Source organism: Bacillus cereus group sp. Bc061 (assembly GCF_027715825.1).
In the GTDB taxonomy this organism is placed as follows: domain Bacteria; phylum Bacillota; class Bacilli; order Bacillales; family Bacillaceae_G; genus Bacillus_A; species Bacillus_A paranthracis.
Map to the genome: position 1 here is coordinate 98630 of NZ_JAQFTZ010000009.1, position 14020 is coordinate 112649.

A 14020-nucleotide genomic window follows, 5' to 3' on the forward strand; every position below is an offset into this window, starting at 1 on the left:
TTAAGTGTTCAATAAATATCAGAATAACGAAGGGGTTTGGCTGATGAAGAACAATATTAAAGGATTAATTGAATATGGCGAACGTATTCCACATTTTCATAAAGATTTCCCCATAATTTTATTTTGGAGTCACAGAAGTGGTTGTACTTCTCTGGCGAATTGGTTTTTCTTCCAAATTGGGTTATATGAGGAAGCAATGAAATATGCACCGTTCATTCATTACTATGAATCTGAAATATACAAAAATAAAGTTGATTACTACACAAATTTAGAAATGCAACTCTTGGAACTAAGTAAGGATACCATAAAACTTGTGCGCAACCCTTATAAAAGAGCTGTAAGCTCATTTTTAATACTTTATGACAACCCTTACGCCTCGAAACAATGGGAACAGATTAGAGAGTATTTTTATAATGATAAAAATGAATCGAAAGGAATTTCATTTAAACAATTTTTATATTATGTAAAAGAAATAGGGGCTAAATCCATTCTGTTAGATCAACATTTTTCACAACAATATATTGAGGGAGAAGAAAAGGTCATCAAACAAAATATAAAACTAGAGAATTTTAATACAATAATTCCGCAGCTGGAGAAAGAATATGGATTACTTTCTTCTGATATATCACTCCTTACAAACTCCAATCACCATAGGGCACATCAAATGATTCATAAAGGAAATTATGCAGATGATGATATTACAAATCCACACTTCCCTTCATTACCAACCTATCGAAGTTTTTATGATGAAGAAGCTCTAAACCTTGTTTCAGAAATATTTACTGACGATTTTGAAGCATATGGATATAAGAAGAATGAAATTAATTTTTAACTAATATACCTATCACCCGACTATGTATAGAGTCTCTTTAAAAACTATAACCACTATGAAAAGCCAGCGGTATGGAAGGGGAATTATAATGAGCATTTCTATTATAATGATGGGTTTCATCATAGGGGGATTGGTTGGAGTAACAGGGATAGGCGGGGCCGCATTACTGACTCCATTTCTTCTAACATTAGGCATAAGTCCTTCTGTAGCTGTTGGAACGGATCTAGTATATAATTCTATCACTAAAATGTTTGGAATATCCCAACACTGGAAACAGAAAACCATCAATTTTAAACTAGTAAAATATCTAGCTATTGGGAGTTTACCTAGTGCAATTATCGCAGTAATAATAATTCATTTCTTGCCAATTTTTCATGATAATCGAGAGGGAATTATAAAATATATATTAGGATATGTTTTAATCCTTGCGGCAATTTCTATTTTTATAAAAACATTTTTCTATAATGAATCTACACAAAGTTTTTTTCAAAAACAGACTATGGTCCAAAAAAAGAACCTAACAATTCTTATCGGTGCAATACTCGGTTTTATCGTGGGACTTACTTCCGTTGGATCAGGCTCTTTATTTGCTATTGCAATGATATATTTATATCGACTGAAACCATCCGAATTAGTAGGCACAGATATTACACATGCGTTTTTATTAGTGACGGTTGCAAGCATACTAAATATGAATTTAGGAAACGTAGATTATCTTTTATTAATTCACTTACTCATTGGTTCTATCCCAGGTGTCATACTTGGTAGTAAATTCTCCACTAAGATTCCCGTTAAACCTCTTCAAATATTTTTAGCTATCATTATTGGTGTTAGTGGACTAAAGTTAGTTATCGCTTATTAAAAATATTTCATGTTTTGCTATATAAGAATGGAGGTTCAAAATGGATCATATAGAACTATATAATTTTATATACAAGCAAGGGCGTGTCCCTCATTTTCATAAAGATTTTCCCCTCATCTTGTTTTGGAGCCAAAAAAGCGGATGTACTTCGCTAGCCCACTGGTTTTTTTATCAAATTAATTTATTTAAAGAAGCGATAAAGTACAATCCGTTCATTCACAACTATGAGTATGAAGTATATAAGAACTCTACACATTATTTAGCACAATTAGCTAATGGATTACAAACTAAAGAGAAGAAGACGTACAAACTAGTAAGAAATCCTTATAGAAGGGCAGTAAGTTCTTTTGTTGCTCTGGTTCCACCACCAAATATTGAAAATCCCGTATGGAAACCCATTCGGCAATTTCTGTATGGTGATGAAACTTGCAATAAACCCATTTCCTTTAAACTATTTTTGTATTACTTAAAAGCACACATGACAAAATTAGATCAAGTAGATCCTCACTTTACACAACAATATATACAAGGAGAAGAAGAATTTGTTACAAACTATATCCATCTAGAAAATTTTAACACAGGTATTTCGAAGCTAGAAGAGGTATATAAATTAAAAAAATCACCATTAGATCTATTATCAAAATCTTGGCATTATCAAGGGAGTAAGATGATTTACAAAGGAGTTTATGCAGACGCTGATATTACAACCCCTGTTTTTCCACGATTACCTACTTATGATAGTTTTTATGACGCAGAAACAATTCAGTTGGTTCAAGAGGTATTTGCAAAAGATTTTAATATGTATCATTATGATTTAAATTCTATTTCTTAAAATAAAAATGTTCAAATCCTGCTTTATTAAGGGTGTTATTTTACAACTGATAGGACGATATCACATATTTATAAATTTTCATAAACCTTTCCTAAATCTTTTTTCAGTTGTGTTTTTAAGTGCTCATTTTCACTTTCTAATAGCTTGTTCTTATATTTTAAAAGATTGAGCTTATTCTTTAAAGTTTCTATGATTACATCCTTGGAGGCATCCGATGTCCTTCTTTTTATATTCTTAAAATCATGTATGCCTTCTTGCTGTTGACGTAAGTCTTCAATCGTTTTTCTGATTAAGGGTTCTCTATATAAATATGCTTTTGAAACCTGTGCTTTTTCTGAAACTGAATTAAAATTAATTTTTTGTCCTTCTTTAACCATTAACTGTATTACTTCATTCACTCTATATTGTGTTTCCCTCTTTTTTTTAGAGGCATGATTCAATAACCCCGTTGTATTCGGATGTTTGTTAACCATCAATTTTTCTTTCCTCTCCTATATATTCTCGTTTATGTTTCGGCATACCGAAAATTCCAATTTCATTTTTCAATGAATCCCTAATTTCCTTATACTTATTAAGTTTTGGTTGAATCAATTCAATAGAACGAATACGACCGCTAGTTTGATACTTTATAATATCTTCTTCCATCTTTAATATCTGCGCATTATAGTAATCTAAAAATGTTGTATCTACATGAAAACTCCTACAATTATTTTTAATACAAGGGGTTTCTAACGAATAATCTAAGAATTCACAGCTAACCTTAGGACTCTTTATGCATAATCCATGATCCAAACGAATAGAGTCCATGTTATGGCGAATCCATTCTAGTTCCAAACCGTTTTCTTCTGCCTGCTCAGGGAGACTGGCTTGTATTAATTCTCCAGTTGTGTCAATACGCACTGAGTTTTGAACTTTTTCCCATTCCCTACGAAGAGTGTTATCTGAAATTTTTGCATAAGTTAATGTCATTTCAGGACTAGTATGTGCCATTAACTTTTATACATGAAGAATATTCATACCATTATTAATTAGATTGACCCCATATCTATGTCGAAAAGCATGGTTCTTAAATAGAAATATTTCTCCATTTTTATCAAGGATTTTATATTTTTCGGCTAGTTGATTTAATGCATAGGTAACCGATTTTTGTGAAAAGGCCATCCCTCTATTTTTTCCAGTAAGAACAGGGAACAAAAATTGATTTAAGTTGTTATGCTTCTTTTCATGATTGTTAATATATTCTTGTTGTATTTTAACGATTTTCACAATTTCTTCTGAAATAGGAACAATATGTTCTTTTACATTTACTTTTCGTTGATCTCCTACCAACCACCAACCATCTTGCTTATATGCTAGACAATTTAATTGTAACTGACATACATCTGAGACTCTAAATCCTGTTGCTTCCATAATGACTATTAATCGTGCAATTTCCGAATCTAAATTATGTAGATTTTCCAACACTTGCTCCCATATAAAATCTGGCACATGTTTAACATGTTCGTGATAGTTTTTCTTTTCTCTTCGAGGAAAGTCTTCGGGAAATATTAATCTGTTAACAGGGGTTTTAGGTGCTTCTTTCCATTCAAAACCTTGCATATATTCAATTATTCTTCTGACATTTGAAAGGCACTCTATTACATGACGATTACTAGGAACACGATTTTTCGTATAACTCTTTCCTCCCATTTCACGATTTCTAACATAAAATAAAAAATCTTCAATGTCCTGTCTTTGTAGATTCTGTAAATCTATCCACTTTGGATACGTTTCTACAATGAAATCAAAAAACAAATACATTTTCTTTAAAATATTTTGGGCGGTCGCAAAGGTAATTTGTTGGTGTATAAGTAATGTTTGATTTACATATTTTTTAACTAATTCCCGAAAGGGAAATTTTATACTGGTGAAATTAAGAAATCTGTCTCTTCGAGACATATTATATGGAATCCCTAGTCTTTTTATATTCCATTTATCTTTTTGATGTTCAGGTCGTTCGTCATAATAATTAGAGAAAAAATCATATAAACTTTTACATACTCCAAGATAAGGTGAAATAAATTCTCCTCCACGATGATGGGGGTATTTTAACGGCTTATTATTTTCAGTTAGATATAATTTGTATTCATCTAATAATGTAGTGTAAGGAATATCAATTATTGATGTGACTTGAGGGAATTTCTCGGCTAAAAATTTTGAAAGAAAGTACATTTTATAAAAATGCTTCTCCATAAAGCTGGATAAAAGCCAAATTTCATTGGTTAAAGAATAAAAAGAATAGTACTTTATCTCCAGTTTAATATATTCATTACTAATTTTATTGAAATCAACAATTTTTTTTGTTTCTTTAATTTTTCCTCTTCTATCTGGCAGGGGAAACTCTTCGATTTTCCATTCATCTAAAGCCCAATACCCTTTAAGGTCGTTCATAACTTTACGTTGTATTTTATTAGAATTAATAGCTACGATATTCATTTTCTCATTCTCCTATGCTGCTGGGCTTCATCCCAGTGCTTTCTTATAGTTTCTTCTGAAGGATGAATATACATATTTAAAGTAGTTTGTACCTGGGCATGTCCTAATAATTTTTGAATGATACCAGCGTCCATGCCTAGATCATAAAGTTGTGTTGCACATGTATGTCTAAGTGTATGAGCGGTAAAGTTTATTTTCGTTTTTTTAGACAATATACGTATAACAGCTTGCAAAGCCCAATATTGCATTGGCTGCCCTTTATTTTTCCCTTTTAAATTAATAAACACATGGTTAGAATCTACATCATTAGTATGGTAATCGATAATATAATCTTGGAATAAATTCATTGTTTCATTTGATACATATACTTTTCTTTTTTCTCCAGCTTGTGTTTTAGATTCTCTAACAGTGATACTACCATCATTGATATTGAAGTCCTCTATCCATAAACTTAATAACTCAGAAGCTCTTAATCCTCCTTCATATAAAATACGAATTATTAACTCATCTCTTATGTTATTACATGCTATATGAATCAATTCCGCCTGCTTAGTAGTAATGGTTTTTATTTTTCTTTTAGGTTCCTTAAGTTTTAAAATATTAATTTTGGTTGTTGGGGTATGTGTTATATGATCTAAAAATTTACGATACTTCCGCCTTGTATTATGGACTTCTTTTGTAACTTTGGATTTTACATTAAATAAGATTTGACCACTACGCCATTGGTAGTCCAAAAATTCGATAACACAATTAGTGATTAAGTTAACGGAAGATTCAGTTCTTTTAGCGTACACTAACTTCTTTGTGTCATTTAAATAGATAGTATTTATATCATCTGTTGATTTTCTTAACCAATGAATAAATTCTGTTAATAAACTTATATCCACTTCTCTGTAATCTTTATTCTTTTCGTTTAGAAAACACCAGAATATTTTCAAATGATAACAGTATGTTTTAAGTGTATTAGGTGCTTTTCCTAAAGAATCCTTATGTTTTATAAATTTCATGATTGGGATAACTGGTTCACCCTTGTTATGTAAAACCATCCAACGTTCTTCCCCAAACGATGTAATAATACTTTGTACTTTAAACATTTTTCCACCTCCAACTGTTCAATCTATCTATACTATAAATACTATCTCTTTTATACTATTATTATAGCTTCTACAAAGAGACAAAAAAAGAGAACTACCTATCGTTGTATACGTTATCTCTACTCATATATTATACTATTGTTAAGACCATTCCTCTTCCTTTGGGCATATTGGCGTTACTCATGATTTATGTCCTCCTATTAGTGTGTTTCTATGTCTAGCTGTAGCGCTATGCGTGTAGGAAATCCCTCGTAAAATACTGTTCTTCCCAAACTTTGTTCGTATTTCATCCATTACTTTTGTTAACTTAACTTCTTGTTCTCGTTTCGTGACATTATCAAAAAGAGAAATTTGTTCTTCCCCTTCTTGAATTAGGTTTGTTAAGGATATGTTTATGCTGCGGATAGGTTCTCCAGTATATCGTTCATGTAAAAAGTATGTACAAATCTTATAAATATCCATTGTTAAGTTAGTCGGACGACTTAAAGTATGTGTTTTTCTAATACCACCGTTATAACTCTTGCTATAACCAACAGAAAAATGAACGGTTTGAGCAAGTTTGTTTTGTCTTCTGAGGCGATAACAGACCTCTTCAATGTGTTCCAGTAGGACAATCGGAAACTCTTCTATCGTATAGTCACGCATTAGAATTTGGCTTTTTCCAATTGAAGTTGTAGCAGGGACATATTTCTCTGAAATACGGCTGAAGTCAATGCCGTTACTATGTAAATGCAATTCCTCTCCGATCTTGCCAAAACTATGTTTTAAATATTTAAGAGGATAGTTCGCTAAATCTCCGATAGAATGTATTCCTTTTCGATTCAGCTTTTCTTCTGTTTTGTACGAAATACCCCAAAACTTATTAAGTGGTCGTATACTCCATAATTTAGTTGGGACATCTTCATACTCCCAATGAGCGATTCCTTCTTTGTTCTTCTTTGCTTCAATATCTAAAGCAACCTTACTCATTAAAGGGTTCGGACCAATTCCGATGGTACATTCAATGCGTGTATGTTCATATATTTCACGTTTGAATTTCATAGCAAATTCATAGGGATCGTTAGCGAATAAATGAATGCTATCAGTAACGTCCATCAGAAATTCATCTATGCTATATTGGTGAAAATCCTCATAAGGAACGTATTGTAAAGCTAACTTTGTTATGTAGTTGGAGCATTTAATATAAGTTCCCATAATTGGATTTACAACTAGAATATCTTTACGACGAGGAATCTCGTAGAGCCTTGCCATCTTCTTTACACCCAACGCTTTTAATGGGGGTGTTGCAGCAAGAACGATTGAACCATTTCTATTCACATCACCTACTACAGCCAATTTGGTATGCATAGGGTCTAATCCCATTTTGATGCAGCTTACTGAAGCGTAAAAACTTCGTAAATCAACACATAAGATGATTCTATTCGGTAGGATTGAATAGTCATACACCCTGATTCCCCCTTAAATATAATAAGAACGTAGGTTCGCTTTTATTATACACGAACCTACGTTCTTTTATAAAGGGGATTTGAAATAAATTAGAAAAGTTTATTTCAAAATAAGAAATTGCACGGTTGATTAATGGATACAACAGGTTTCTAACTAAACTATTGTATCGTTTGCAACAAAAATAGTAAAAAAACTCCATCTAAGTTTTTATTAAATAGAATTTTTTATAAAGTTATACGCCATCTTATTTTACATGCCTGAAAAAACACTTGGAAAAGTTCTTCATTATATAAAGGTAAATCCGATAAATCCACTTTATATCCATTAAATAATGATTGTCCAGCTTTAACAAGTGGCAGTGTTGTTCCAGTAAGCGCGCCAGGATTTACTCCTTTTATATCCTCTTCAGGAGAAATCAATGCACCTAATGGCGAGTATTCTGTCTTAAATAAATTCCAATCAAAACATTTGTGAATTTCAGGATGTGCAGTTATGTAGAAAGCTGCCTCGTATTCAGGATCATCACCAGGCTCAATTTTTTTGGCATCTAATAATTTAATGTAATTCCGTTCATGTTCTTCGCTTGAAAAATACATTTCTCCATCTCCTTTATAAATAAAAGTAAAACGATATGATTATATTTTTTCTTTTCGCCATGTTATAGCAGATCCCTTGTAAAAACTTTGTAAAATACGATGTAAAAAACTGGAATGTTAGTTGTGAATAACATAAAATAAGAAGTAGAGTTACTTATAAATAACAAAAATAGGAGATGAGGAGAATGTTATTTACTTTAGATGAAATTATGACACCAAGAGAAGCATGTGATCGTTTAGGAGTTTCACTTGACAGCTTACATATGAAATTAAATAGATTGAAAAATAGCGATATGTTAAAAAGATTAATTAAAGACGGAAAAGCGAAATATTATAAACCCGAAGGGAAGCAAAGGGGAGAATGGATATTTACTGTCGAAGCAATGGAGGAATTGTATCCTGGGAAAATGATTAATCTTTAAGTTGAATTAACGCCATCTTGTAAAATAATTTATATATGTTACCTATATACTTAATATATAATCTATATTTGGTATGATGAAAACATATAATATGATAATTAAATGGAATGAAAGGGGATTTGGAAGTAATGACAGTAGTAATGGGAGGAATTACAAAAAGCTATGTGCAAATTTCTGCTGATCGTAGGAGAAGTACATTCAATGGGGAGGATTTTTCAGAGTCTATAGAGGAGTGGGCTAATAAAATCATTCAGCTTTCTGATCACATCGTTTTAGCTGCATTAGGTGATGTTGATGCAACTGATAAAGGTAAAGAAGGATTGATGCAGGCGCTTAAACGTAATCCAAATCAAAGCGTAAAAGAGCTCATTAAAGATGCGGAGTCTATTTTTCGTGAAGCGCTTATGGAAAGAAAAAAAGAATATGCGGACAAACTTCACAACAATAAATCTATTATTGATAGGATCTTTTTCAAAAAGAAGCCATTAGAAGACATTCAGGTGAATGCTGCATATTTAATTGGGGGATTTGATCTAAATAAAAAAGAAACTTTTCTTTATCTATTTGGAAATGATGATAATTATAAAGCAATGGAATTAGAAGCTGCAAATTTTCTCGCTTTAGGTGAATGTATGACAGAAATAGCAGGCAGATTAGAAGGGAGATTGAACCCTTCAACTAATTTAACTAAGTGTAAAAGAGTATTTGAAACAGAGATAAAATTTGCAGCTAGTCAGAAAGAATCTGTTAATACTAATATATATCACTGTACAATTACTAAAAATGGGATTACTTTTTCAGAAAATCCACCTAAGCCCAAAAAATAGAGGGTTATGAGCTAACTTCTTTCTAAAGTAGTGTATTACTATTAAAGGGAGTGGAAGATAAGTGGATAGTGAGTTTTTAATTAAGATACCTGGTAAGGGGCTTTCGTTGGAGAAGATAGCATCTTCATACCTAGAATTGATAGAAGATGATTTTAATATAACAATTGAAGAAATGGCTGATTATCTTAGTTGTAGTTATGATTATGTACAAAGGAACATAGCGCCATGCATTTATCATGTATATATTAACTCTGTAGCAAATAAGGCTTTATTTACACATTGTGAGGATAGTAAATATGTGGAGCTGTTCACGAAACGTAAATTATTTTCGCGAAGTGAGTTTCAACAATTCTTGTTGAAAGAGTCAGTTTTGCTTGTTGATCGGCAACGGTATTACTTGGACGAGTTAAGCATCGCATCCAGGGAGAAATTGGTGGGATTAGCTAAAAAACAAGAACAAAAAACTACTACTACAAAGATGTTTGAAACTATAGCGTTACAGCAGACAAGTCTTCTATATTCGAAAACAGATTTAATGAATAAAGTTGTTGAAGAGTTTCCGGTTAGCGAATTACCTATGGGATTATATAGTCTCAAAGACTTATTAGATGGTATAGATGATCTAAATTTAAAGTTTCGATATAAAGTATCGGTGTATCGCTACCTGAAGAAACAAGGGATACCGAAGATAAAAATACAATCATTAATTCGATACAGAAGAGAAGATTTAGAAAATACAGCTATACTTTCGCTGCCTTTAGTAGTTGATAAAAAAGAAATACTATCAAGTATTGAAAAAATGCTAGGGATAGATGTATAATTCATTGAATTGTTAATATATAAGAATTGCATATTCAATGAAGGATCAAAGTACGTGAGAAGGAATGAAAAAGAATAATTTATTAAAAGGACTCTTGTGTACATCAGGAGTCTTTTTTATAAATATTATTATATTTTACGTATAAAGGTAACATATAACTTAATCTACTATTTGCCATTCTGAAAAAACATAGCAAAGACCATGCGAGCTTCCTCGATGAATTATTAAAGATATCGGCCCAGGAAGAAAAATAGCACCCAAAAAGGTATCTTGGCGGGAATATTGGCAGTAGTAATAAGATGATTAACATTAGAGTAAATAGGGTATACTAATGTAGCGTTATTTTAAAATTGAATAATCAAATTTAACAGGATATGGGGACGATTAATAATGACAAAGAAAGCGAAAAGACTCAGTATTTCAATGGGGGTTTTAAGGAGATTATTTGTGTATTCAGGTAATCAATGTGCTTATCCTGAATGTAATAATAAAATAGTTAATGAGGACGGTACGTATGTTTCTCAAATTTGCCACATTGAAGCAGCTAAAGAAGGCGGAGAAAGATATAACCCTAATATGACTGATGAAGAAAGGGCTGATTTCCCTAACTTACTACTATTATGCTATGAACACCATCGAGTTACAAATAATGTGAAAGAATATCCTGTGAAAAAATTGCAAAAAATGAAGAAACAGCATGAGTCTAAGTTTAAAAATCTACTTAAAGATATGAATAAAAGTATGATTGCAGATATTACTAAAAAACAAGAGATTATACTTCCTAAATCCCTAGCTTCAATGAATGAAATACTAAAATGGTATCATAATGAAATTGAATTACAGAGTGCTGTAGATTTAATGTGTTCAGCAATTCGGGTATTGACGAAAATTACTCCAGAGACAAGAGCTGTGTTTTTAGTAATGTTGGATCGTTCAGAAAAAGGTGAATTTGTATATAATGATGTTCGTACTGCACTTGAATTTAGCCAAGACGAAATGGATATGTATCTCGGATTATTAATTGATAAGGGATTGGTCACTGAACCTGAAAACGTAGGAGATCATAGAGAGTGGATAAGTAAATTTGGTGAAGTGGATGGTTGGAATATTTGGGAAAATATAAAATTCTATTGTGAGACTTCTAATGTGAACTTGTATGAAGTAATTTATAATTTAAGATTTGATCTTCTGGATTGATTTATAATAGAGAGAAATGTATTTGTAACATGAATTATAACTGTGCTTTAATAAGGTATGGAACCCTGAGGATTTTTCAGAGTTCCTGGCGTTGTTATTATTAAACTTTAAATTGAAATTAATTAAGATTTTTAAATTTAAAATTCATGAATCGTATTAATATGATGAAAAATAAACTTAATATAGGAGTCTAGAAGAATGAATTTATTATCTTTTATGAGAAACGCAGTTAAGAATATAGGAGGAACAGAGGGTGAATTGTGCGATGGATTTCAATTTACAATGGAACAATGGTCAGTGTTAAAAAAGAAAAGCAAGACAGCTGAGAATGGGGTTATATATGCGTTTGCTGTAAAATTAGAAGATGCTAAAAAGATAGAATTGATAAATGAAGCTAGTAAATTGAAAACTTTAAATGAAGGAAGTAGAAAAAACAAGGCGGTTTTTGGAGACTATTACTTGCTATACTGGGGAAAGAGTAATGTTATTAACGGAAGGGGACAAGCACATGTAAAAGGGCATGAAAATGGTAATTTGCATTTAAACGTTTATGAGTGTTTAAAGGACTGTCCAATGGAATATGCCTTTATTTATGTAGAAAATTATAAAAAGATAGAGGATGAATTAATTAAAAATTATCCACCAATGTTAAAAACCTTTAGTATTGAGAAGTGGAGAGAGCAAAAATAATAATTTTGGGTTTATTGTTTAGTTAAAACATATATAAGGAGAAAAGTTGTTGGAATACTTATAGTAGAAAGGGAGTTCTCCTCTTATATGCTTTAAAACTAAATATATAGATAATTCAATCATATACACTGTATACATAGAGAGGAAGAAAACAAGATGTTTAAAAAAGTTACAAAAGTTGTAGCTTCTATTTTATGTGTTAATTTGCTACTAACAGCTTGTAGTAGTGAAGAAAAAGAGAATAAAAATACAACAAAGGCAACTGACAAGAATGAAACAAAACAATCTGTTAATTTACCGTATATAGCGGAGATCCCAACAATGGATGTAACAAAGGCAACTGATAGTGAATCAATGAATGTGATGCGTAATGTGTTTGAAGGTCTGTATACACTAGGAGAAGATAATAAATCGATTCCTGGCGTGGCACAAACTTATGACGTAAGTGAGGATAAAAAAACGTACACGTTTCATTTGAGAGAATCGAAATGGTCAAACGGAACGCCTGTAACAGCTGCAGACTTCGTGTTTTCTTGGAAACGCGCTGTGAATCCTGATACAGCAGCAGAATATGCGTTTCTATTCTTTGATATAAAGAATGCAAAGAAAATTAATAGTAAAGAGCTACCTATAGATCAGCTAGGGGTAAAAGCAATAGATGATAAAACATTAGAGGTGCAATTAGAGCAGCCAGTCCCTTATTTTATAGACTTGACAACGTTCGCGACATTTTTACCGATTAACGAGAAATATCTCAACTCAAAAGGGAAGCAGTATGGTTTAGAAGCAGAGCAATTAATCTATAACGGAGCGTTTACGTTAGATAATTGGAAGCATGAACAAGGTTTTCAACTGAAAAAGAATTCGAATTATTGGGATGCTAAAACAGTGAAATTAGATGAGATTCACTTTGATATTGTAAAAGATAAATCAACAGAAATAAATCTATATGAATCAGGCCAGCTTGACCGTGTAGGGCTAACAGGGGAATTTGTAGATAAATATAGAAAGAATCCTGATTTCAAGGAACGTTCGGAAGTTACTGTACAGTTTTTACGTATGAATCAGAAAAATGATGTGTTAAAAAACAAATATGCTCGCTTGGCAATCAGTCAGACAATGAACAAGAAAGCCTTTGTAGATACAGTGTTGAACAATGGTTCTCTTCCTGCGGTTGGTTTTATACCAGCTGATTTTGCTAAAGGACCGGACGGAAAAGACTTCCGAAAAGAGAATGGAGCATTGGTCAAAGATGATGTGAAGACAGCCAAGGGAAATTGGAAGAAGGCAAAACAAGAACTAGGAAAAGAACAAGTAACGCTAGAGTTGCTAACAAGTGATAATGCAATAGCCAAGAAAAATGCGGAGTACTTAAAAGGTGAACTAGAAAAGAATTTAGAGGGGCTAACGGTTCATGTTAAACCGCAGCCACGTAAACAGCAAATTCAATTGTTGCTGAATAGTGATTATGATTTAGGTATTGATGTATGGGCTCCCGATATTCCTGATCCAATCACATTTTTAGATATATTCACGACAGATAGTAGCTATAACTTTGATAAGTATTCAAATCAGGCATATGATGAACTAATTCATCAAGTGAAAACAGATTTAGCTGGTAATGAAACTGCTCGTTGGGAGGCAATGAAACAAGCAGAAAAAATATTATTAGAAGATGGGGCAGTCGCACCATTTTATCAATCAGGCAGATCATACTTACAGCGTTCTTCTATTAATGGAATTGTAACGAATGACTTTGGTGGAGAATTTAACTATAAGTTTGCTGAAATTAAAAAATAAGTAAAAAAGGAGTCGAACATCTTCGACTCCTTTTAATTTGCCGTTTGATACACTTATGCACAATTGCATATACAGTTATACTATTATAACGACTACAAATAACATATTTTTTGATATGCTTATGGTA

The 14020-nt window shown here is 32.0% G+C and carries 13 protein-coding genes and 1 pseudogene; 9 read left to right on the top strand and 5 right to left on the bottom strand.

The features are described 5' to 3' along the window. Positions 1-43 precede the first annotated feature (43 nt). The 3 genes from PDQ40_RS22595 (at position 44) to PDQ40_RS22605 (ending at position 2526) form a co-directional block, all read left to right on the top strand. Complete coding sequence (locus tag PDQ40_RS22595; RefSeq protein ID WP_000794364.1) at positions 44-832, top strand: sulfotransferase family 2 domain-containing protein; 789 nt, start codon at positions 44-46, stop codon at positions 830-832. An 88-nt stretch (positions 833-920) separates the two neighbouring features. After that, a complete protein-coding gene (locus PDQ40_RS22600; RefSeq protein WP_000027993.1) occupies positions 921-1694 on the top strand; it encodes a sulfite exporter TauE/SafE family protein in 774 nt (257 codons plus the stop codon). A gap of 40 nt (positions 1695-1734) precedes the next feature. After that, a complete protein-coding gene (locus PDQ40_RS22605) occupies positions 1735-2526 on the top strand; it encodes a sulfotransferase family 2 domain-containing protein (protein WP_043937166.1) in 792 nt (263 codons plus the stop codon). A gap of 68 nt (positions 2527-2594) precedes the next feature. On the opposite strand, the gene PDQ40_RS22610 is transcribed toward PDQ40_RS22605, so the two are convergent. The 5 genes and pseudogenes from PDQ40_RS22610 to PDQ40_RS22635 form a co-directional block, all read right to left on the bottom strand. Next, entirely contained in the window at positions 2595-2999 is a 405-nt protein-coding gene (locus tag PDQ40_RS22610) for a DUF6262 family protein (RefSeq protein ID WP_000247457.1), read from the bottom strand. Continuing rightward, positions 2992-5001: pseudogene (locus tag PDQ40_RS22620) on the bottom strand (tyrosine-type recombinase/integrase). Before PDQ40_RS22620 ends, PDQ40_RS22610 begins: the two are co-directional and overlap by 8 nt. Beyond that, on the bottom strand, positions 4998-6095 hold the full coding sequence (locus tag PDQ40_RS22625; protein WP_000477499.1) for a tyrosine-type recombinase/integrase: 1098 nt from the start codon (positions 6093-6095) through the stop codon (positions 4998-5000). The pseudogene PDQ40_RS22620 and the gene PDQ40_RS22625 overlap by 4 nt, the downstream one beginning before the upstream one ends. Positions 6096-6275: 180 nt before the next feature. Further along, the gene (locus PDQ40_RS22630) at positions 6276-7541 is read right to left on the bottom strand and encodes a Y-family DNA polymerase (RefSeq protein WP_242228035.1); all 1266 of its coding nucleotides are present in this window, start codon (positions 7539-7541) and stop codon (positions 6276-6278) included. 224 nt (positions 7542-7765) lie between these two features. Further along, complete coding sequence (locus tag PDQ40_RS22635; RefSeq protein WP_242228034.1) at positions 7766-8137, bottom strand: hypothetical protein; 372 nt, start codon at positions 8135-8137, stop codon at positions 7766-7768. A gap of 185 nt (positions 8138-8322) precedes the next feature. On the opposite strand from PDQ40_RS22635, the gene PDQ40_RS22640 reads away from it, so the two are divergent. The 6 genes from PDQ40_RS22640 to PDQ40_RS22665 all read left to right on the top strand — a co-directional run bounded on the left by PDQ40_RS22640 (position 8323) and on the right by PDQ40_RS22665 (position 13893). After that, positions 8323-8559 (top strand): hypothetical protein, encoded by a 237-nt coding sequence (locus PDQ40_RS22640; RefSeq protein ID WP_242228033.1) that lies wholly within the window; start codon positions 8323-8325, stop codon positions 8557-8559. Positions 8560-8687: 128 nt separating this feature from the next. Next, positions 8688-9386, top strand: a complete 699-nt coding sequence (locus tag PDQ40_RS22645; RefSeq protein WP_242228032.1) for a Fur family transcriptional regulator — start codon at positions 8688-8690, stop codon at positions 9384-9386. 61 nt (positions 9387-9447) lie between these two features. Continuing rightward, complete coding sequence (locus PDQ40_RS22650) at positions 9448-10206, top strand: helix-turn-helix domain-containing protein (protein WP_242228031.1); 759 nt, start codon at positions 9448-9450, stop codon at positions 10204-10206. A gap of 390 nt (positions 10207-10596) precedes the next feature. Then, a complete protein-coding gene (locus PDQ40_RS22655; protein ID WP_242228030.1) occupies positions 10597-11403 on the top strand; it encodes a hypothetical protein in 807 nt (268 codons plus the stop codon). A 198-nt stretch (positions 11404-11601) separates the two neighbouring features. Then, positions 11602-12093: a hypothetical protein gene (locus PDQ40_RS22660; protein WP_242228029.1), complete on the top strand. Its 492-nt coding sequence runs from the start codon at positions 11602-11604 to the stop codon at positions 12091-12093. A gap of 156 nt (positions 12094-12249) precedes the next feature. Then, positions 12250-13893 carry a peptide ABC transporter substrate-binding protein gene (locus PDQ40_RS22665; RefSeq protein ID WP_242228028.1) on the top strand — a complete coding sequence of 548 codons (1644 nt, stop codon included), beginning with the start codon at positions 12250-12252 and terminating at the stop codon, positions 13891-13893. The last annotated feature ends 127 nt before the right edge of the window (positions 13894-14020 follow it).

Bases quoted from the DNA above. Each gene is read 5' to 3' on its own strand.
- PDQ40_RS22595 (WP_000794364.1), top strand. From the start codon at position 44: ATGAAGAACAATATTAAAGGATTAATTGAATATGGCGAACGTATTCCA.
- PDQ40_RS22600 (WP_000027993.1), top strand. From the start codon at position 921: ATGAGCATTTCTATTATAATGATGGGTTTCATCATAGGGGGATTGGTT.
- PDQ40_RS22605 (WP_043937166.1), top strand. From the start codon at position 1,735: ATGGATCATATAGAACTATATAATTTTATATACAAGCAAGGGCGTGTC.
- PDQ40_RS22610 (WP_000247457.1), bottom strand. From the start codon at position 2,999: ATGGTTAACAAACATCCGAATACAACGGGGTTATTGAATCATGCCTCT.
- PDQ40_RS22625 (WP_000477499.1), bottom strand. From the start codon at position 6,095: ATGTTTAAAGTACAAAGTATTATTACATCGTTTGGGGAAGAACGTTGG.
- PDQ40_RS22635 (WP_242228034.1), bottom strand. From the start codon at position 8,137: ATGTATTTTTCAAGCGAAGAACATGAACGGAATTACATTAAATTATTA.
- PDQ40_RS22640 (WP_242228033.1), top strand. From the start codon at position 8,323: ATGTTATTTACTTTAGATGAAATTATGACACCAAGAGAAGCATGTGAT.
- PDQ40_RS22645 (WP_242228032.1), top strand. From the start codon at position 8,688: ATGACAGTAGTAATGGGAGGAATTACAAAAAGCTATGTGCAAATTTCT.
- PDQ40_RS22655 (WP_242228030.1), top strand. From the start codon at position 10,597: ATGACAAAGAAAGCGAAAAGACTCAGTATTTCAATGGGGGTTTTAAGG.
- PDQ40_RS22660 (WP_242228029.1), top strand. From the start codon at position 11,602: ATGAATTTATTATCTTTTATGAGAAACGCAGTTAAGAATATAGGAGGA.
- PDQ40_RS22665 (WP_242228028.1), top strand. From the start codon at position 12,250: ATGTTTAAAAAAGTTACAAAAGTTGTAGCTTCTATTTTATGTGTTAAT.